This window comes from Bacillus sp. R45, from assembly GCF_021729365.1.
GTDB lineage: Bacteria > Bacillota > Bacilli > Bacillales > Bacillaceae > Bacillus > Bacillus velezensis.
Window position 1 is genome coordinate 3,041,632 of record NZ_CP091421.1, and the last position, 21,413, is coordinate 3,063,044.

At 50.6% G+C, this 21,413-nt stretch carries 16 protein-coding genes; 4 read left to right on the forward strand and 12 right to left on the reverse strand.

All coding sequences use genetic code 11. The features are described from left to right. Positions 1-44 precede the first annotated feature (44 nt). The 3 genes from essB to L3V45_RS15005 all read right to left on the reverse strand — a co-directional run bounded on the left by essB (position 45) and on the right by L3V45_RS15005 (position 1,954). On the reverse strand, positions 45-1,331 hold the full coding sequence (gene essB, locus L3V45_RS14995) for a type VII secretion protein EssB (protein ID WP_043867654.1): 1,287 nt from the start codon (positions 1,329-1,331) through the stop codon (positions 45-47). A gap of 14 nt (positions 1,332-1,345) precedes the next feature. Beyond that, positions 1,346-1,585, reverse strand: coding sequence for an ESX secretion system protein YukD (locus L3V45_RS15000; protein WP_003152015.1), 240 nt, complete (start codon positions 1,583-1,585; stop codon positions 1,346-1,348). 75 nt (positions 1,586-1,660) lie between these two features. Then, a complete protein-coding gene (locus L3V45_RS15005) occupies positions 1,661-1,954 on the reverse strand; it encodes a WXG100 family type VII secretion target (RefSeq protein ID WP_003152013.1) in 294 nt (97 codons plus the stop codon). A 315-nt stretch (positions 1,955-2,269) separates the two neighbouring features. Between L3V45_RS15005 and L3V45_RS15010 the strand changes: the two genes are divergently transcribed. The 3 genes from L3V45_RS15010 to L3V45_RS15020 all read left to right on the forward strand — a co-directional run bounded on the left by L3V45_RS15010 (position 2,270) and on the right by L3V45_RS15020 (position 5,528). Next, positions 2,270-3,499 carry a sporulation transcriptional activator AdeR gene (locus tag L3V45_RS15010; protein WP_234949452.1) on the forward strand — a complete coding sequence of 410 codons (1,230 nt, stop codon included), beginning with the start codon at positions 2,270-2,272 and terminating at the stop codon, positions 3,497-3,499. Between the two features lie 103 nt (positions 3,500-3,602). Continuing rightward, positions 3,603-4,733, forward strand: coding sequence for an alanine dehydrogenase (gene ald / locus L3V45_RS15015; protein ID WP_003152011.1), 1,131 nt, complete (start codon positions 3,603-3,605; stop codon positions 4,731-4,733). Between the two features lie 117 nt (positions 4,734-4,850). Next, positions 4,851-5,528, forward strand: a complete 678-nt coding sequence (locus L3V45_RS15020; RefSeq protein WP_146275414.1) for a YukJ family protein — start codon at positions 4,851-4,853, stop codon at positions 5,526-5,528. A gap of 44 nt (positions 5,529-5,572) precedes the next feature. On the opposite strand, the gene L3V45_RS15025 is transcribed toward L3V45_RS15020, so the two are convergent. The 8 genes from L3V45_RS15025 to L3V45_RS15060 form a co-directional block, all read right to left on the reverse strand. After that, positions 5,573-5,788 (reverse strand): MbtH family protein, encoded by a 216-nt coding sequence (locus tag L3V45_RS15025; protein WP_003152009.1) that lies wholly within the window; start codon positions 5,786-5,788, stop codon positions 5,573-5,575. A gap of 18 nt (positions 5,789-5,806) precedes the next feature. Next, complete coding sequence (locus tag L3V45_RS15030) at positions 5,807-12,934, reverse strand: amino acid adenylation domain-containing protein (protein WP_234949453.1); 7,128 nt, start codon at positions 12,932-12,934, stop codon at positions 5,807-5,809. 14 nt (positions 12,935-12,948) lie between these two features. Next, the gene (locus tag L3V45_RS15035; protein ID WP_003152006.1) at positions 12,949-13,875 is read right to left on the reverse strand and encodes an isochorismatase; all 927 of its coding nucleotides are present in this window, start codon (positions 13,873-13,875) and stop codon (positions 12,949-12,951) included. A gap of 17 nt (positions 13,876-13,892) precedes the next feature. Further along, positions 13,893-15,518: a (2,3-dihydroxybenzoyl)adenylate synthase gene (locus tag L3V45_RS15040; RefSeq protein WP_003152004.1), complete on the reverse strand. Its 1,626-nt coding sequence runs from the start codon at positions 15,516-15,518 to the stop codon at positions 13,893-13,895. Positions 15,519-15,536: 18 nt separating this feature from the next. Beyond that, the gene (gene dhbC / locus L3V45_RS15045; protein ID WP_234949454.1) at positions 15,537-16,733 is read right to left on the reverse strand and encodes an isochorismate synthase DhbC; all 1,197 of its coding nucleotides are present in this window, start codon (positions 16,731-16,733) and stop codon (positions 15,537-15,539) included. Positions 16,734-16,756: 23 nt separating this feature from the next. Next, on the reverse strand, positions 16,757-17,542 hold the full coding sequence (locus tag L3V45_RS15050; protein ID WP_014305732.1) for a 2,3-dihydro-2,3-dihydroxybenzoate dehydrogenase: 786 nt from the start codon (positions 17,540-17,542) through the stop codon (positions 16,757-16,759). Between the two features lie 135 nt (positions 17,543-17,677). Continuing rightward, positions 17,678-18,547 carry an alpha/beta hydrolase gene (locus tag L3V45_RS15055; protein WP_025853914.1) on the reverse strand — a complete coding sequence of 290 codons (870 nt, stop codon included), beginning with the start codon at positions 18,545-18,547 and terminating at the stop codon, positions 17,678-17,680. 175 nt (positions 18,548-18,722) lie between these two features. Continuing rightward, complete coding sequence (locus tag L3V45_RS15060; protein ID WP_234949455.1) at positions 18,723-19,319, reverse strand: sulfite oxidase-like oxidoreductase; 597 nt, start codon at positions 19,317-19,319, stop codon at positions 18,723-18,725. Between the two features lie 99 nt (positions 19,320-19,418). On the opposite strand from L3V45_RS15060, the gene L3V45_RS15065 reads away from it, so the two are divergent. Continuing rightward, a complete protein-coding gene (locus L3V45_RS15065; RefSeq protein WP_139886821.1) occupies positions 19,419-20,012 on the forward strand; it encodes a biotin transporter BioY in 594 nt (197 codons plus the stop codon). A 46-nt stretch (positions 20,013-20,058) separates the two neighbouring features. Here L3V45_RS15065 and L3V45_RS15070 read toward each other — a convergent pair whose 3' ends face one another. Next, positions 20,059-21,387, reverse strand: coding sequence for a Na+/H+ antiporter NhaC family protein (locus L3V45_RS15070; RefSeq protein WP_003151993.1), 1,329 nt, complete (start codon positions 21,385-21,387; stop codon positions 20,059-20,061). Positions 21,388-21,413 lie beyond the last annotated feature (26 nt).

Here is a 21,413-nt window from a genome sequence, read left to right on the forward strand (position 1 = left end):
TGACGACAGCCTGATCGTTACATGCGGCCATTTGATGTGTGCTGTTATTTTTTTTCATCTTTTTTCTCATCTTTCTTGTCGTTCTCTTTGTTATCTTTCGCTTTGTCTTGTTTGCTTTCATCCTGTCCGGCGGAAGCTTCGGCGGTGTCACTGTTTTCCTCCGCTTCTTTATGCTGCTCCTCCGCCTCTTTTTTCGCCTTCGCAAGCTCGCTTTCCACGGCGTCCAGTTCTTTCTGCTTTTCGTCGTCTTTCATACTGTCATCCGCTAATAATTGCTGTTTATATTTTGTAAGTCCGAGCCAGATGTACGGGTTGTACTCAAGATTGCGGCCGATTTTGATGGCTTCTTCATTTTCCCCTCTGCCGATATCAATCCAATAAAGGAAGTGCTTCGGGTCTGATTGCAGCGTGACCAGATTCCCGATGTTTTTCCGCTGTTCTTCCCTCAGATTTTCAACTGCCACATAAGAGGAAGCAAGCTCGTACTGCACAGATTCCGGGAGGCTTTCCGCATCGTATTTAGCGAGTGTGTCAATGACTTTGCTGTACTGCTGATTTAAAAAATAGCGGTTGCTTTCCGTAATTGCCTCTTGCTTCGGCTGGACGAAAAACAGAACGTATAAGGAGTAAAGAAGTGCCGGCACAAGGAGGACGGCAAGCGCCAGACCGGCGTATCTTTGGATTTTCCATTTCTTTTTCGGCAGTTTTATGTATGTCTTGTCCCTTTCTTCGAGGGAATCGATTGCGGTTTGAATGGCTTCTTCCAGTTCTTCAATCGTCTCCGCCTCTAACACGCTTTTCACCTCAGGAGAGAAATGAAGCGTCTCCTTGTACTTCAAATATTCATCGAAGGTGTACGCCCCGTCAGCTGCAAGCGCCGCACAGGCTTTGAGCTCTTTTAACACCCTTTCTCTATCTTCCTCATAAGGCGGAAGGCTCTCCTTTACGCCGTAATGAAGAAAGTAAGGCGTCAGCGCTTTATCAAACACGATATTTTCAGGGGCGGCAATCAGATTGAGACGTTTCAGCTTATGCTGTTTCACGGCTTGGACGAGACGGTAGGCAAATTGCCACCTGCTTTTTTTATCTTTTCCTTTTATATAGCGGAAAGCCTGATAAGAAGAAGGAGGTTTGATTGTGATGGTTACTTCGTCTTCTGAAACTGAGACCTCTTTTTGAAAAAAAGGATCGGCATCTTTAATCACATTCGCTTCCAGCCCGTCAAGAAGCTTGATTTTTTCCCGCTGGAAGGTGAACGTGAAGCCTGTTTCGGTTTCTTCCCGGACGGCGTCTAATTCTGTTTCTAAATAAGATCTGTTATGACCTGTCATTCCACCATGTCCTTTCATAAAATTTCAAGGCGGTCTCCGTTCGTAATGCCGCAGTCAGATAGCTTTTGTTCTCCGGAAAAAACCGTTTCTTTATTGACCACTCTGATCCAATAGCCTTCACGCGGCGGAACGGATACATGCTGAGCCTGCCGGGCAATATCAATGACTTTTTTCACAGAATGGTAATCTGACAATCTGAGATCGAAGACGCTGCCGTTATAATGTGTTAAATCTATTGTAATATCGATATACATATTCATATCACCCTTACATAGAAAGAGCGCCGTCTTCTTGATTGAATCAGGCGCTCCGTTTCTTCATTCATCTTATTATCCGCGAATTTGGTTAGCGATATCTTGGTCGGTAGACTCAAGCGTATTTGCCGTTTGATCGAGCTGATGATTCACATCTTGAAGCAATTCAGACATTTTAATAAATGAAGGTTTCAGCTGCTCATATTGATCCGCGAATGCTTCACTTGAAGCACCTTCCCACATGCCTTTCAAATCAGAAATCATGCGGTTCAGGCGGTCAACCTGATTCATGACTTCCTGACTTTCAACGCCATATTGCTTAGCCATCGCTCTTAGCTCTTCGGGTGTGACACGAATTAATCCAGACATATTCCTTATACCCTCCTGTGTCATCAGCCTAAATATGGGCTAATTCACTTATTTTTTGAACGTCATTATTATAAAAACAACCAATCGGCACAGTCAAACAAATCTGTTTTAATTTTACAAAATGAGTCTTATGATATATTGGATTTTTCGTCATAATTACACATTTTGTAAATACAATAGTATGATTTTCTTATTATTTTCGTTTTCGCTGAATGATCTTATTGTCCTAGTCTATTTCCCTGCAAAGATGCCTTTCAGTCTGAAAAGCAAGATGGTAAGATCAAGATATGAAGCTATGAAAAAGTAGGGATACAGATGACCAATCCAAAAGATCCATTTAAGTACAGTTTCGACAGGCTTGAAGATGTTGCCGACCATATCAGTGAAGTTCTTCAATGCCCCATTACAATAGAAGACGTTAATCATAAACTGCTTGCATACAGCACGCACAGCGATTGTACAGATCCGGCCCGGACGTCGACGATTATCGGGCGGAGGGTGCCGGAAAAAGTCATCAACAAACTGTGGAAAGACGGAACCATTCCGGCCCTTTTAAAAACGGACCAGCCGATCAAAGTGAAAGAAATTGACGAGGTGGGCCTAAGCAACCGCGTGGCGATTTCCATCTGGAAAAACAGTCAGGTTCTCGGATTTATTTGGGCGCTTGAGATCAAAAAAAAGCTCAATGACGAAGATCTGAAGACACTTCAGCTGGCAGCCAAAGCGGTGCGGAACAAGCTTTTGCACCTGCAGATCCACAAAACGAAAATCGAAGAGCGGGGCCAGGAGTTTTTTTGGAAAATGCTGACCGGCCATATTTATCAGGAAGCCGAGATGGCCGAAGGGTTTCATAAGCTCGGAATGGCGCTGCCGTCCGTGTTCAGCGTCATGATCATCCGTTTACATGATGAGCTGACTGAAAAGACGGAACAGCAGCTGCAATATTTGCAGGAAACGACACAGCAGATTCATGTCATGCTGGCGACTGTTGATTCAAATGAATTAATCTTATTAGCCGCGCCGAAAACCGATCAGCCTTTTAAAGATTTAAAGCACTTCGCTCTTCATATTCAAAAACAGTTGAAGGAACGATATAAAATTGAGGATGCGTCGATTGCGATCGGCGGTATTTACGAATCGATTTCTTACGTTTACCGATCCTATCAGGAAGCGCTTTCCGTATTAAAAGCGAAAGAGCGGTTTGTGAGAGAAACCAAACACCTTTTCAGCTTTTCTGAACTCGGCATTTATCAGTACCTTGATGTGTTGGATGAAAAACGCAAGCACAGCGGCTATATGAACTATTCCCTGTCAAAGCTTGAGCAGTATGACAGGGAGCACCAAGCCGATATGGTAAAAACGCTCGAACATTTTATTGATGCCGACAGCAATGTCAACACCGCCGCTAAAGCGCTTAACATCCATGTCAATACATTGAATTACAGGCTGAAAAGAATCAGCCAGATCGCAGAAATCGACTTAAAAAATGTGAATGAGAAGTTTACGATTTACCTGGATATCAAACTTCGCAGCATGGGTTCGTGAAATTTCACAAATCCGTGTTTTTTTATTTTCTGTTTCAAACAAAGAATTTTCGCAAAAATCGCGCTACACTTGAAGCATCACACAAACATTGGGGGAAACAGACATGATTATCGGGGTTCCAAAAGAAATCAAAAACAATGAAAATCGAGTGGCATTAACACCTGGAGGCGTTTCACAGCTTATCGGAAACGGCCATCGGGTTCTTGTGGAATCCGGAGCGGGGCTCGGAAGCGGCTTTACAAATGAAGATTATGTATCAGCAGGGGCGGAAATTCTGGAGGACAGAAAGCAAGTATGGGATGCGGAAATGGTCATGAAGGTAAAAGAACCGCTGGCTGAAGAGTATGCGTATTTCCGTCAAGGTCTGGTCTTGTTCACTTACCTTCATTTAGCCGCAGAGCCGGAATTAGCTAAAGCGCTTACAGAAAAAGGCGTGACAGCTATCGCGTACGAAACGGTAACGGACGGACGTTCCCTTCCGCTGCTTACGCCGATGTCCGAAGTGGCCGGCAGAATGGCCGCGCAGATCGGAGCACAGTTTCTTGAAAAACCAAAAGGCGGAAAAGGAATTTTATTAGCCGGCGTACCGGGTGTATCCCGCGGAAAAGTCACGATCATCGGAGGGGGCGGCGTCGGAACAAATGCCGCGAAAATGGCTGTCGGACTCGGTGCCGATGTGACAATGATCGATTTGAACGCAGACCGCCTGCGTCAGCTTGATGATATTTTCGGGCATCAGATTAAAACATTGATGTCAAACCCTGTAAATATTGCAGATTCCGTCGCGGAAGCGGATCTTCTGATCTGCGCCGTGCTCATCCCGGGAGCCAAAGCGCCGACTCTCGTTACGGAAGAAATGGTTAAACAAATGAAACCGGGTTCCGTCATTGTTGATGTTGCCATCGATCAGGGCGGCATTGTGGAAACCGTTGATCATATTACAACCCACGATAATCCGACTTACGAAAAACACGGCGTCGTTCACTACGCTGTCGCCAATATGCCGGGCGCCGTACCGCGTACGTCTACGCTCGCATTAACGAATGTAACCGTTCCTTACGCGCTTCAAATCGCCAATAAAGGCGCGGCACAAGCCATTGCAGACAGCCCTGCGCTTAAAGCGGGCTTAAATACGGCTAACGGACATGTCACGTATGAAGCGGTAGCCAAAGACTTAGGCTATGACTACGTGCCTGCTGAAAAAGCAATGCAAGGTTCGGCTGCAAAAGCTTAATAGAGATGAAGAGGACAGCCTGATCAGCGGGCTGTCCTTTTTTCTTTCTCACAAAAGGAAAAACGGCCCCCTGTCTCGAATATCAATTCATATCCCGGAAGAAAAAGGAGGATTCATATGGCTGTTCAGTACTATGGTGTATTAAAAGGCACTGTGTTAGATATGAAAAGGGAAACAGATGATGATTCTCCGCATTTTCAAGTCGAGGTGCTAGGCGAGCCTGATACGCGCTATCGCTGTGCGATCAATGTCATGTCAAGTTCAAAAGAATCAGAGGTGCTGTATGCGGCACGCGATCATTTTGACGCAAGCGCGATCACCCTGCTGCCGAACATTCCGTACGGATATACCCCAATTGATGAAACCAGACGTGAGCTGGCGCTGGATTATGTCCGCGGCGGATTGTTTGATCCCCGGAACATGGTGCCCCTTCCGCATGAAGTCACCGGTCCGGATAATGACTTAAATGACTTTATTGAGACGTACATGCAAAAAGCCAAATCAGAAAAAGCCACCGTCTATATTTACGGCTCTAAATTCGGGCCGGAGCCGGGCGCTGATAAGATTTTCGGGTTCAAGCCGACAAACGGCATGCATAATATTCATATGAATCAGGGAAACCCAATTGATACACGCTGGAAGAAGGATAACGGAACGTGGCACGACGGCGGTATTTTAATCCAGTTTGCAGACCAGTGGGCCGCGGTCTTTTTGGCTTTTCTGTCTCAGTCATGGTGCACGGATGAAGAAGGCCACCCTTATACATTTTGTGATCATACACAGCTTAACGGCTGATGTCCGCATAAAAAGCCTGCCGAAATAACGGCAGGCTTTTCTTATTACATTTTAGCAGCTTCGGTCCGCTTCAGGCTTTCCGGCCTCATATCACGCCAGTTTGTTTCAATATATTCGAGACAAACGGGGCGGGTTTCATTCGTCAGGCGGGTTTCCCAGCCGTCCGGCACATCCAGATAGGCCGGCCACAGTGAGTACTGGCCTTCAGCATTGACGAGCACATGGTATGAACCGTCTTCCCGTTCAAATGGATTTGTCATATCATCTCTTTCCTTTCTTTACCGGACTGTACGCCGTCCGTTTAATTTCTCTGCCAGAATCGCGCCGATGTCGGCAAGCGGGCCCGGCTGGCACATATCTTTATGGCGGCAGTCTAAGTCATACCGCTCGATTTTCCCCGTAATATACGGTTTCCAAGTATCCGGCTCGATCGGGTCAAACCACTCCGGAATAATCGTGGATCTGAAGAACAGCACATCTCCGTGGAACGGCTTCGGCTTGTATGTTCCTAACAGCCCGACAGAATTTACGTACGTGTCTTTCAGATTCATCATCACTGACTCGTCCAGGCTGGCTAATGCGCTTCCCTCACGGCGGAGAATGGTCAGCGCGGTGTCAAAATCAAGCGGCTGATCCCCGAGGCTGTCCGGGTCGTACCCTCCCAGGGCAAGCAGCGCAATGACGGCTTCCTCGTCATCAGGCGCATTTTTTATCGGCAGAAAATGATTCGGATACGCGTCAAGCATCACCAAAAGCGAAACCTCTTCGCCCCGGCTCTGTAATTGTGTCGCCATGGCCTGAATGACATTCCCTCCGAGAGACCAGCCGAGCAGACGGTACGGCCCTTTCGGCTGCACGGTGCGGATTTTTTCAATATAATCAGCCGCCATGTCATCTAAGCTTTGCGGAAGCGGTTCTTTTTTTCCGATGCCTCTCGCCTGTAAGCCGTATATCGGATAATCAGCTTCTAAAGAAGACATCAGCCCGGCATAACACCAGCTGAGACCGCCGGCCGGATGGACACAGAACAACGGTGTTTCTTCTCCTGCCGTTCTGAGCGGAAGAAGAACATCAAGCGCGCTTGTGCCCGTTCCTGACTCAAGTCTTTCAGCAAGGCTTGCCACCGTAGGAGCTTCAAATAGTGTTCCGATACTGAGCTCGGCTCCCATCGCTTCCCGAATACGGCTCATTAAATGAACCGCAAGCAAAGAATGGCCGCCTAAATCAAAAAATCTGTCATCAATACCGACACGCGGCAGATGAAGCACCTCTGCGAACAGCTCACACAGCATTTCTTCCTGCGGCGTTCTCGGTCCCCGGCCGGTGACCTCCGTTTGGAAGTCAGGAGCAGGGAGCGCTTTTCGGTCAAGCTTTCCATTCGGTGTCAGCGGCAGTTCATTCATTTGGACAAAAGCTGACGGAATCATGTAATCCGGCAGGCTTTCTTCGGCAAACCGGCGCATGTCCCCCGTGTCCAAGGTGCTGCCGGCAGATCGGACAAGGTAGGCAGCCAGCCGTTTATCTCCCGGCCGGTCTTCACGGACGACTGCGGCGGCATCCTCGACATCCGGATGTTTGACGAGAACCGCTTCGATTTCCCCCAATTCAATCCGGAAGCCGCGGATTTTAATCTGGTGGTCCGCCCTGCCCATATAATCAAGAGAACCGTCCGTCCGCAGGCGGGCTAAATCCCCCGTCCGGTACATTCTCGTTCCCGGCGGGCCGTACGGATCAGCCACAAAGCGTTCGGCGGTCAGGCTTTGCCGCCCTAAGTAGCCTCGTGCCACGCCCCCTCCGGCAACATACATTTCGCCCGTGATCCCCGGAGGCACAGGCTCCAGCCGGTCATCAAGCACATATACGTTCAGATCAGGAATGCCGCAGCCGATGAGGCTGTTTGCTCTCAGTTCGGCAATGTTTTTGTCTAATTCAAGGTAACTGACGTGCACCGTCGTTTCCGTAATGCCGTACATATTCACGAGCACCGGCTGATTGTCCGCGTGGCGGCTGTACCAATCCTCAAGCCGGCTCAGCTCAAGCGCCTCGCCGCCGAAGATGATATATCTGAGTGCGAGCTGACGCCCCAGCTCTTTGTGTTCTTTTTCCGCATGCATCAGCTGGTAAAACGCTGACGGCGTTTGGTTAAGTACGGTCACTCGCTCTTTCACGAGGAGATGCAGAAACGCTTCCGGGGATCTGCTGATGTCATGCGGCACGACGACTAGACGTCCGCCGTGGAGCAGCGGCCCCCATATTTCCCAGACAGAGAAATCAAAAGCGTAGGAGTGAAACATCGTCCATACATCATCAGAATTAAAGTGATACCAATGCCGCGTCGACTCAAACAGCCGGATAACATTGCTGTGCGGAATGATGACACCTTTCGGCACACCTGTTGATCCCGACGTGTAAATGACATAGGCCGGGTGAAGCTGTCTCAGCGGACGAATCCGGTCGGCATTCTCAGGGTTCGTGACGGCATATTGCCGAAGTGTTTCTTTGTTCTGCGGATCATCCAGGATGAAGGCCGGCATGCCGTTTTCGCCAGAGAGCTTACTTGCGCCTTCACGGTTGGTGAGCATAAATACAGGCTTGGCATCATGTAACATAAAGGCGATGCGGTCCGCGGGATAATCAGGATCAAGCGGCAAATACGCTGCCCCCGTCTTCAGGACGGCTAACAGCCCGACAATCATATCTAAAGAACGCGGCAGCGCCAGTGCGACAAACTGCTCCGGGCCGACGCCGCGGGCAATCATCATGTGCGCTAGCTGATTGGCTCTTTCATTCAGCTCTTGATAAGTGAGTCCGCTCTCTTCAAGTACTGCCGCCGTTTCATCCGATTTTGCGGCGGCCTGTATTTCAAACAGTTCAGGCAGTGTCTGCCGAGGCTGAATATGCTGTTTTGCCCGTTTAACCGGCAAAAGCTTCCGGCGCTCTTCATCAGTAAGAATGGTTAAGCTTCCGATCGGTTTATCCGGATGTGATACGGCATCTTCGAGCAGAAGAAGCAGGCGTCCGGCAAGTGCTTCAGCCGTTTCTTTTCTGAATAAGTCCGTACTGAACTCCAGCAGGCCTTCAATACCGGCAGGCGTGCCGTCATCATGGCGCTGTTCAGCCAATTCCAATGTCAAATCAAATTTGGACGATCCGACACTGCTGATTTGCAGGCTTGTTTCCATATCAGGAAGACTGAGTACAGGGTCAGGCGTATTTTGGAATGCGAGCATCACTTGGAACAGCGGATGTCTTGACCGGGAGCGAACCGGATTCAATTCTTCCACGAGTCGTTCAAACGGCACGTCCTGATGTTCATATGCTGCGAGATTCATTTCCCTGACCCTTTCAAGAAGCTCACAAAAGTTCGGATCGCCAGAGGTATCGGTTCTCAGTACGAGTGTATTAATGAACATACCCACAAGGTCTCCTAATGCGTCATCACTGCGGCCGGCTATCGGACTGCCGATCGGAATATCGGTTCCCGCCCCGAGCCGGGTCAGCAGTGCGGAAAGCCCTGATTGAAGCACCATAAACAGGCTTACGCGCTGATTTCTGGCAAGTGAGAGAAGACGGGCATGAAGCTCTTGGCCGATGTTGACCGGAATGACGCCGCCCCTGTAGCTTGATTCAGCGGGACGCGGAAAATCAGACGGCAGCTCCAGCTGATCCGGTACATTTTCAAGCGTTTTCTTCCAGAAATCCAGCTGGCGCGCAATTAAGCTCTCAGAATCAGACGCGCTGCCTAAAAGCTGCTGCTGCCAAAGCGCATAATCCGCATATTGAACCGCCAGCGGCGCCCATTCTGCTTTTTCACCTGTTTGCCGGGCGATATAGGCTATGGATAAGTCACGCATGAGCGGATTCAAGGACCAGCCGTCGCCTGCGATGTGATGCAGGAGAACCATCAGCGTATATTCGCCGTCACCAAGATCAAACAGCTCAGCCCGGACGGCCGGCTCTTTAGCGAGATCAAACCGATATCTTGCCGCAGCGGCAAGCATGTCTTGGAGCTCGTTTTTGTCTGCACGTGTCACTGTAAACACAGGGCGGGCTTCTTCAGCAGGTAAAATAAGCTGATGAGATGATCCCTTATTTTCCGGAAAAACGGTGCGCAGGCTTTCATGACGGCTGACAACATCGTAAAAGGCGTGTTTCAGCGCTGATTGGTCAAGCTTGCCTGACATGCGGACAATCACCGGAATGTTGTAAGTCGGGCTCGGCCCTTCAAGACAGTAGAGAAACCAAAGACGCAGCTGCGCAAATGACAGCGGAATGTGCTCCGGCCGGTCAAACGGCTTGAGCTTAGGCCGCGCACTCTTTGCGGTGTCAAGCTGTGCGGCGAGCCCGGCAACGGTCGGCGTATCAAACAGACGGCCGATGCCAAGCTCTGCGCCCATCGTCTCCCGGATCCGGCTCATCAGGCGTCCGGCTAAGAGCGAATGTCCGCCCAATTCAAAGAACCCGTCATCAATTCCGACCCGCGCGAGACCGAGAACCTCGGCAAACAGGTCGCATAATATTTCTTCCTGCGGCGTCCGCGGCCCTCTGTCAGACAGGACAGCTGAAAAATCAGGTGCAGGCAGAGCGCTGCGATCGAGCTTCTTATTCGGCGTCAGCGGCAATTCTTTCAGCTGTACAAACGCGCCCGGCACCATATAATCCGGCAGGCTTTCGCCCATATATTCACGAAGTCCGCCGATATCAAGGGGCTGATCCGCGACAGCATAAGCCGCCAGGCGCTTATCTCCCGGCTGGTCTTCACGGACAATAACAGCGGCCTGCGAAATACCCGGGTATTTCGACAGCACTGACTCAATTTCTCCTAATTCTATCCGGAACCCGCGGATTTTAATTTGGTGATCGGCTCTGCTGATATAATCAAGCGAGCCGTCCTCACGCCAGCGCACGAGATCTCCCGTCCGGTACATCCTCGCGCCCGCGGGCCCGTACGGATCGGCAATAAATCTTTCAGCTGTTAAATCAGGACGGTTATAATAACCTCTGGCAAGCCCCTCGCCCGCTATATAAAGCTCGCCCGCAATTCCCGGCGGGACTGGCTGCAATGCGGCGTCCAGCACGTATACCCGCGTGTTCCAAATCGGCTTTCCGATCGGAGGCGCCCCTGTATGGTCTTTTGCAAGCGGCTGTGCGGCCGACCAGATTGTTGTTTCAGTCGGCCCGTACAGATTCGTCACCGTACAGCCTGATTCAAGCAGAGCATGCATAAGCGCGTTCGGAAGCGCCTCACCTCCGACAAGCACCTGCAGCGCCCGGAGGGAATCAGGTTCATTGGTGACTAATGAATGCCACAATGTCGGCGTTGCCTGCATGATTGAAATACCGTATGAGTGAATCATGTTCGCAAGCGCCCGCGGTTCCTGAATCGTCTCTTTACGTGCGATGACGCACCCCGCCCCGCTGATGAGCGGAAGGAAGAGCTCAAGTCCGGAAATATCAAACGCCGCAGTCGTAACGGCAAGCAGGCGGTCTTGTGCGCCGAGCGGGAACATTTCCCGCATGGATAAGAGGAAATTGCTTACGCTTTTTAATGTCACGACTACGCCTTTCGGTTTGCCCGTTGAACCCGATGTATATATGACATAAGCGGGGTGCAAAGGCGAACATTCCGCCTGATCGGAACAGTCAGCATTTTGAGCGGCAACGGTTTTTACCGTATCCGGGTCATCGAGAATGATCCTTTTTGCATCACTATCTTCCGGCATGCGGCCGGATAATTCCATCGTTGTAATCAGGCATGCAGGGTGTGCATCTTTGAGCATGTATGTGATCCGCTCAGAAGGAAAATCAGGATCAAGCGGCAGGTATGCGGCTCCCGTTTTCAAAACGGCCAGCATGCTCACGGCCAACTCCTGTGACCGCGGAAGCAGCAAAGCGGCAAATTGTTCCGGTCCGAGCCCCTTTTCCTTTAGCATGCCGGCAAGCTGGTTCGCGCGCTTGTTCAATTCGGCATAGCTGAGCTCTTCGTTTTCGGTGATGATTGCCGGCCGGTCCGGTGTTTTTACGGCCTGTTCGTAAAACAGCTCCGGCAGACTTTTCTGCTTCTCGGCCTTGCGCGTGTCATTCCAGCTTTCCAGTACGCAGAGACGTTCACTTTCAGGCAGAAGGTTGAGTGTGCCGATTTTTTGTGTCTGGTCTTTCACAGCGGATTCCAGCAGAAGCAGGAATCGTTTTTGATGGTTTTCAATATCTTCGGCGCTGTACACTTCCGGATTCGCATCAAAGTCCACACGCATTCCGCTTCCGTCCGCTCTGTCGTAAACGTTAATTGACAAATCATCAACGGGCCCGGCTGATAAGTTATGGACGGTGCCTGGCGCTCCTGCGAAATCAAGAGCGTAGTCAAACGGCATCACATTGACTTGCGGGCCGAACAGCCTGCGGTTTTCTCCGAGCAATTTAAGATCGCGGCGCATGTCTTCATGGCGGTATTTCTGATGGCGCCGGATGTTTCGGATTTCTTTTGCCACTTGGCTGACGGCCTCATGAAAATTCATATCCGGGCGGAGAGAAAGCCGTAAAGGCAGAAGATTCATGACCATACTCGGAATATTCAGTGAAATCGAGCCGATCCGTCCCATCATCGGTAAACCGAGCACGATATCCCCTGCGTTTGTCATCCGGTGGACATATACCGCCGCTGCAGCTGTGACGGCTTCATGCCAGTTCGGAATTGCTTTTACATGCTGCAAAGCCGTTTCAGAAAGATAAGCCGTGCTTCTCCGAAAGCTTGTTGACGTTCTCGGCGCTCTTTCTGCCAAACTGACGACATCAGGTTCATCGGCAAATTTCTCCATCCAAAATTCCCGATCTTTCAGGAATTGATCAGACGCGCGGTATTCTTGATCTTCTTTTACCAGTTCCTCCAAAGAGCCGAAGGAGCGCCCGTTATCCGGACGTCCTTCCCGTATTGCGGTGTACATTTGCGCCGTACGCCGTGCCAGCAGTGAAAAACCGTAGCCGTCTATCACAATGTGGTGAATGCGCTGATACCAGAAAAAGCGTTCCGGTCCCGCCTGAAATAAAATGTCGCGGAACAAAGGCCCGGCCGCCATATCAACGGGCTCAGCCAAATCTGTCTGCATGAGTCTGAGTGCGGCCTGCTTCGGATCAGCTTCTGAACTCACATCTATGACATCGATCGCAGCTTCAAATGGAGGATTGATGATCTGCTTCGGCCCGTCTGCTCCCTCTTCGAAGCGGGCGTGTAATGACACGGCTTCCGTCAGCACACGTTCGAGAGCTGTTTTAAATATGTTCACATCGATCGCGCCGTTTATCTCAACATACTCGCCTGTATTGTAAATCGGATTATCAGGATCAAGCTGCTGCGCAAACCAGATACCGGCCTGTGCGCCTGTCAGAGGCAGCTGTTGTGTATCATGCATTCTATTCTCTCCCTTTATAAATAATCTGCGTTCGGCAAGACTTTTTGAGATCGGGAAGAAAGAAGTCTCCACCACTCTTCAAGCGTCGGGTTCTCCGCCAGTTCAACAAACGTCACTTCAGCTCCGTCACGGCGCCATTGTTCGACAAGGCTCATGATTCTGACGGAATCAAGGCCTCTGTCCAGCAGGTCTTCATGATCCGGAATATCAGACGGTGATTCTTGAAGAATCGCCGCAATTTGTTCCCGCACCCGGTCTTTTGTCAATACGGCGGAAGTCTTCCCTTCTCCTTCAGAAACCGGCGCGCCGCCCAGCAGCTCCAGCACTTCGTTTGTCAAAGCCGTGTAAGCGCAGCGCTGAGACGCATATTCGATGGCCATCTTATGTTTTTCTGAAGAAAAATCAGCAACGGCGTCTCCGATAAAGAAGCTTTGGATATCATCCATAAATGCTTCACAGGCTGTGACGAGACAGCCGATGTGTGCATAAATTCCCGTAATCATGAGCTGGTCTCTGCCGCTTTCACGCATGATGTCAAGGAGATTCGTCCGTTTAAACGCGCTGTATCTCCACTTTGTGAGGACAATGTCCTGATCATCCGGGGCAAGCTCCGGAATGACCTTTTCTTCATAAGGCCCGCTTTTCAGCCCCGGTCCCCAAAAATCCGTCAGCAGCGCGCGGTCCGCCGGGTCTTGGCTGCCCGGCTGCGCGGTGTACACCACCGGAATGCCGAGCGCTTTGCATTGCTCTTTTATTTTCTTGATATTCTGAGCCGCCTCCGTGATCGGAGCCTTCCCTTTCTCAAAAGCATCGACGAAATAATTCTGCATGTCATGGATCAGAAGCACCGCGCGTTTCGGGTTCAGCGTCCACGATACTTTATTTTCAGGCATATCTGACGCTGTCGGCAGCGCATATGCGGGAATAGACGGTATAGCCAATGTAAACACTTCCTTTTTTAAGATTGTTTGATTTCAGCAGGCTTCAATTTTTGGGCGATCGTTTCGCGAAGGTCCTTTTTGCTGACCTTGCCGACGCCGGTTTTCGGGAAAGAAGCGATAAATTCAACCCGGTCGGGAATTTTATATGCCGCCAGCCCGCGCTCCCGTAAAAACGCTTTCAGCTCTCCCGGTTTCGGCGCTTCTCCTTTCGGAATGACGAACACACAGGACCGCTCTCCGAGAAAGTCATCCGGCATTGAAACCATGGCCGCATCATGAACGGCAGGATGAGCCAGAAGGTGATTTTCCACCTCTTCAGCGGCAATCTTTTCGCCGCCCCGATTGATTTGATCTTTCGCACGTCCTTCGACGATGATATAGCCGTCCGCCGTCAGTTTGACGATATCGCCGGTCTGATAAAATCCGTCGGCTGTGAATGATCTTTCATTATGTTCAGGCGCTTTATAATACCCGCGAATCGTGTAAGGGCCGCGTGTAAACAAATGTCCCGCTTCTCCGGGGGCGACATCCCGCCCGTCATCGTCTAAAACCCTTACCTCATCAAAAGGTGACATCGGTCTGCCTTGCGTATTGACAATGATCTCTTCAGGATCATCCAGTCTCGTATAATTCACCAATCCTTCCGCCATTCCGAAAACCTGCTGAAGGGTGCATCCGAAAGCGCTCTTTACGCGGCGGGCCGCCTCAGCACTGAATTTGGCCCCTCCCACCTGCAGCACTTGAAGGCTTGATAAATCATCACTTCGCGAACCGGATGCGTCCATCCACACCATCGCAAGCGGCGGAACGAGCGCTGTAATCGTGACACGTTCTTTTTCAATTAACGGGAAGCAGTCATCCGGACTCGGCGTCGGTGACAGAACAACCCGGCCTCCGGCATATAAAGTTCCCAGCACACCCGGCGAGCTGAGCGGATAATTATGCGCTGTCGGCAGAGCGGCCAAATAAACGCTGTGATGATCCAAGCCGCATATTTCCGCGCTGAGGCGCAAGCTGTATATGTAATCGTCGTGTGTTCGCGGAATCAGCTTGGACAGCCCCGTACTGCCTCCTGAAAGCTGTAAAAAAGCGACTTCCGCCGGGCTTACCTCTTCCAGCTGAACAGGCTCTCTATGCAGGCTGCTCAGTTCCTGAAACTCTTCAGCTTCGCCGGCCACAATGACATGCGCCAAATCCGGAAGTTTGTCTTTCACCTGTCTGGCAAGCGCCCTGTAATCAAAACCTGAATGCATATCAGGAATGATGTATGCTTTCGCCTCTGCAAACTCGCAGAAATACGTAATCTCACTGCTTCTATGAGAAGGCAGCGCGAAAACGGGCAGTGCTCCGAGTCGGAACAGCGCGAAAATCACTTCAAAAAACTCAGCGATATTCGGCAGCTGAACGACAACGCGGTCTTCCTTTTGAATCCCGAGCTTATGCAGCCCCGCCGCTAAACGATCGGCCCTTTCATCTAATTCTTTGTAGGTCCAATGTACATCTTTACACGTCACGGCAGTTTGATTTCCGTATAAAGCCGCGCGCTCTTTCAGCATTCCTCCGAACGTCTCACCCTTCCAGCAGCCGTCTTTTCGGTATTTGTCAGCCCATTCTTCCGGCCATGGCGTAAATCCAGTCAGCACGATCCGTCCCCTCCTTTTTTACAACTCATCTTGGTAAAGCCCCATCGCCCGGAGCATGGTGCGGAATTTCGCCGATGTCTCGTCCAGTTCGTCCTGCGGCTTTGATCCGGCGACAATCCCGGCACCCGCAAAGAGCCGGAGAGACCTTGTTTCCGCTTCGGCGCAGCGAAGTGCGATAATCCATTCTCCGTCACCTTCAGCATCACACCAGCCCGCCATTCCCGTGTAGAAATTGCGGTCAAACGGCTCTATCTCCTGAATCGCTTCTCTCGCCGCATCCGTCGGCGTTCCGCATACAGCGGGCGTCGGATGAAGAGCGATGGCCAGCTCAAGCGATGTCGTTGACGGATCACTAAGCTCTCCCTTTACCTCGGTGGACAGGTGCCACATCGCCTCAGTTTTAATGAGTGACGGTTTTTCCGGCACATCAAGCACACGGCAGAACGGTTTTAGGGCGGCGGCCACGGCGGCCACGACTACGGCATGTTCATGCAGATCTTTTGCTGATTGCAGCAGTTCTTCCGCTCTTCTCTGATCCTCGGCGGGATCTGCGCTGCGAGGTCTGGAACCTGCCAGCGGATTGGACAGAATCGATGTTCCGTTTTTGGACAGCAGCAGTTCAGGACTTGCGCCGAAAAGCGTTTTTCTTGTTTCTGACGTTCCCGTCACATCCGCAGCGAATGTATAGCCGCGCGGGTTGTGCTGCGCCAAATGCTTGACGGCCTGAGGAATGTCGATATCCTTTTCAGCGGTCAGATGAAGCGTCCTTGACAGCACGATTTTGCTGAGCGGACCGTCCGTAATGTTGAATACGCCTTGTTCCACACCGCTCATAAAGCCCTCAGGCTCCGGAACGGGACGGATGTCATATGTATTGGATTGCGGCTTTTCTGCGGAAGATTCCGCAAACGAAAGCGGGCCTGCCGTATGGACAATCTTCGGTACAAAAAGCCGGGAAGCTTTTCTTCCGTCAAAAGGAATGGCGCCGGCCGCAATCGGATGTTTGATGCCGGCTTGCTTTGCCTCAAGAAGCGTCTGTCTCACACGTTCAGGCAGTGAATCCAGCTGATTCTCCGCGTCTGCATCCGGCACTTTTGCAAACAAACCTTCCGCAAGCATCGTCCTTTTCGGGGAAGCTAAAAAGAACGCCCCGGGCTTGTAAGTATCCAGCACCTTTTTTGCAGCCACTTCCGTCAATACAGGTTGATTTGTCATGTTTGTCCCTCCTTTTCGTTACATCAAACGCCTAAAGTAGCGCCGCCATCAACGCATAAATCATGCATCGTGATATGGCTTGCCTGTTCAGAGGCCAGAAACAAAACGGCATTTGCAATATCAGAAGGCTTTGCCAGCTTTTGAAGCGGAATTCCCGTTTTATATGTATCAAGCGAACCTCTGATAACGTCCTGTGCTCCGTTTTCATCCCGCCACAGCGCCCGCTGCATGTCGGTTTCCGTTGAACCGGGAGATACGATGTTGCAGCGGATATGATAGGCCGCAAGCTCCAGTCCGAGGCATTTCGTAAACATGGCGGCAGCCGCTTTCGACGCCGCATAAGCTGCCATGGAAGCACGCGGAACGCCGGCTGCATTCGAACCGACCGTTATGATGGCGCCTTTTTTCCGCTCCATCATGTACCGGCTGACAGCCCGCGATACATGAAATACGCCGGTCGTATTAACAGAAAATGTTTGATCCCAATCTTCATCACTGAGGGATTGCACCGGACCCGGCCGCAGCACGCCCGCAACGTTCGCCAATATTTCAATAGGCCCCATGTCACGTTCAACGGCAGCGATGATATCATTGACAGCCGCACTGTCAGATACATCTGCGGCAAACCCCTGCGCCTGCACGCCTTTTTGCCGAAGTCTGTCAGTTAGCCCGGGAAGCAGGTCTTCATTTGTATCTATAGCTGCCACATTTACGCCTTGTTCAGCAAGGGCAAGCGCTGTTGCTTCTCCGATGCCTTGAGCGGCGCCGGTGACAACGGCCGTTTTCCCTTTCATTCCCAATGCGTCCATATTATCATTCCCTTTCTACATTGATAATGATTATCATTATCAATTATGATTCAAGACAATCATATCCAAATCAAAACACGCAGTCAATTAGAAAATTAGAATCAGCCGCATTTAGTTCGAAGGGCCTGTTTTTTCTCATGCGGGAGAATACGGGGTATGCGGCCCTCCCGGATTCAGGCAGAAACGCAGGGCTCTGCTGATTAAAACGGGCAGGACAGAAATATGGCCCTCTCCTTCAAACTCGCTGTATTCAGCACGGACTCCATCATCTTCAAATCCGGATAATAAAGAGTACAGCGCCTCTGCGTGCTGCGGGATTCTGCTTTTATGTGTTTTTTCAATTTCTCCCGCAGCCAGCAATACGCTGACTTGAAGATTTTCCGCAGAGAGCCGGTCTGACAAACGTTCTGCGTTTTCCTGAATAAAACGCTTGTTCCAATGAATTGACGGACTTCCCGCAACATAGGTCTGGAACATGTCCGGCCTCGTCAAAAGCACTTGCAGCACAAAAAGACCGCCCAGCGAATGGCCGAAAATCGTCTGCCTGCCTCTGTCGATCGGATAATCCCGCTCCATCGCGGGCTTTACTTCTTCTTCTATAAACTCCAGAAACGCTTCCGCCCCTCCCTGTTCGGGCCATGCCGCGCCGCGCGGATGCACCGGCAGTTCCGATTCAGATAGCGGCATCGTAAAATCACTGTGCCGTTCGGCGGAAAACGGCTGATCTGTCGGGTAGCCGATTCCGACAATCACCGCCGGCACAACGCCTGTTTTTTCAGGCCGCCGGCTTTGCACCCGCAAAGCTTCGGCCATAGTGCCGAACACGGAATTTGCATCAAGCAGGTAGATGACGGGGAAGCCGGAGGCAGGCGGTTCTTCCTGAGGAAAAGAGACAAAGATACGATACGTACGGCCTCCTTTTGAGCGCATTTCTTTTACTTCTGTGCCCGGAACCGCGTATCGGCCGGCCGGCGCGAACCCCCGGTTTATTTGTTTTCCGTCCATTATGTGTTCATCCCCTTTGTGGCAATTGCTTTATCCATCCTTATTGATAATGATTTTCAATATCAAAAGACACCTCAAATAATAGGTTTTTTGCCAAACAAAGTCAATGGATTTTTGATATAAAAAAAGTACCTTATTTTAATAAGGTACCTAAGAACTATATAGGGATAGGGGCTTAATCCCATGTAAAGCGCTCATTCTTCCATGGATCTCCCCTCATATGGTAGCCGTTTTTCTCCCAAAAGCCGGGGTGGTTTTCCTTTGTAAACTGAATGCCGCGCAGCCATTTTGCGCTTTTCCAGAAATAAAGATGGGGGAAAACGCCTCTGAGCGGATAGCCGTGCTCTGGCGTTAACGGCTCGCCGTTATGCGCATATGCCAGCAGGGATGTTTCCCGCGTAAAATCAGAAAGCGGCAGGTTGGCCGTCCAGCCCTCTTCGGCGTGCAGAATGACGAATCCCGCTTCTTTGTGCACACCCGCTTTCTCAGCGATGTCTTTGGCGCGTATTCCCTGCCAGATATTATCAAGACGGGACCAGCCCGTGACGCAATGAATATCATTTTTCACTTCGGCTTCCGGAAAGGCTTTGATATCTTCAATGCTTAACAGCATAGGACGGTCAACAAGCCCGTACACTTGCAGATTCCATTTTGACATATCTTCATAATAAGGAACATTTCCGGCGTGAAGCACGGGAAACTTCGTTGTGACATTTTGATTTGGCGGAATCCGTTCCGACTGTTTTGTTTGTTTCGTTTTCCCGAAAAACATATGGCTCCCTCCATTTAGTAAACCTTTAGTAAATCTTTGTTGACAATCAATCACCCTTCGATTACGCTAATCTGGTACAAGTGTAAGGGGGAAAAACAAATGAAACAACGCAACCTTCGCGCGGGCGATATGGCGCTTATCGGCATGTTTGCCGCACTGATGGCCGTCGGCGCCAACATTACATCAATGGCTCCTTTTTTGCAAGTTGCGGGAATTCCGTTATCGCTGCAGCCTTTCTTTTGTCTGTTAGCCGCGATGCTTCTCGGCGCCAAACGGGCAGCCATTGCCATGACGGTATACGCATTGGCCGGACTCGCGGGGGCGCCTGTTTTCGCTCAATTCTCAGCAGGCTTTGCGCCGTTTATCGGAAAGAGCGGCGGGTTTATTCTCGCTTACATCCCGGCGGCATTTGCAGCCGGATGGCTGCTGGAAAAAACAAAAAAACCCGGCCGCCTGCATTATGCATGGGCCTCTTTGATCGGTACCGCCGTCATTTATATCATTGGCACGACCTATACGTATATTGCGCTGAAATTATGGCTTCATGCTCCGATCAGCTACGGAATGGCCTGGTTTTACATGATATGGTTTTTCATAAAAGATATCATTTTAGCACTGTTATTGGCATCTATCGCGCCTGCCGTATACAGGTCTATTCATAAAGCGACGGGGTTCAGCAGAAATCCGGCGTAAGATGTTCTCAGCATACAAAAAGGCTCCCCTTTCCGGGAGCCTTTTTTTACAGAACAAGTGCGGCAATCCAGCCGAATATCACAAGCGGAATGTTATAGAAAATAAATGTCGGTACGCACGTATCCCAAATGTGGTGGTGCTGTCCGTCGGCGCTGAGGCCTGACGTCGGCCCGAGCGTACTGTCACTTGCAGGAGAACCCGCATCACCGACCGCGGCGGCCGCTCCGATTACGGCGATCGTCGCCATCGGGCTGAATCCGAGCTGAGCGCACAGCGGGACAAATATGGTCGTAATGACGGGTACGGTTGCAAATGATGATCCGATTCCCATCGTGATTAATAAACCGACCACCAGCATCAAGAGCGCGCCTAATGATTGACTGTGACCGATAAAGCCTGTTGATGCTTTGACCAAGGAAGCCACATCGCCCGTTTTGTTCAATACATTTGAAAAACCGGCCGCAACAAGCATGACAAACCCGATAAAAGCCATCAGAATCATGCCGTCCGTGATCAGCTTATCCGCTTCATTGCGCTTCATGACTCCGCTGATAAACAGCGTAAACAAGCCGGCAAGCGCGCCCATGATCATACCTTCCACTCCGAGCACTTGTGACAGATAGAGCTGAACGGCAAGCGACACGGCAATGGAGATCAGGGCGATGGCAATGCTTTTTTTCGTATAAGGAGAAGACGACAGTCCGGCAATCTCCTTCGTCTCATATTTCTTCGGTTTCCGGAAGACGATGACGGATAAAATTAAACCGACTACCATCCCGGCCGTCGGGATGATTAAAGCATACGGAATATCACTGAGCGGCACCTTTAAACCGGCTGACGCCATATTATCTCTCAGCATCCCCTGGAAAATCTGTCCGAATCCGACAGGCAGAACGATATACGGCGCAGTCAGTCCGAATGTCATCACACACGCGATCAGCCTGCGGTCTATTTCAAGTTCGTTAAATATTTTTAAAAGCGGCGGAATCAATACCGGAATAAACGCAATGTGAACGGGCACCACGTTTTGCGAGAAACAGGATATGATTAAAATAACCAGTACGATTAACACTTTTGACAGTGCTTTTTTCCGCGAATCTTCCTTTTTTCCGATTAGTTTGACAGACGCTTCCACCATTGCATCGGGAAGCCCCGTCTTCGTCAGCGCCGCGGCAAATGCTCCGAGCAGCGCGTAGCTGACCGCGACGGTGGCATTTCCGCCGAGACCGTCCGTAAAAGCCTTCACCGTCTCTCCGAGGCCTAAGCCGCCGGTCAGCCCGCCGGCAAGCGCGCCGATCATTAAAGCTATAATAATATTGACACGCAGCAGGCTTAAGACGAGCATAAGCAATACTGCGACAACAACAGCATTCATTGATGAGTCCCTCCAAAAATCCTTTA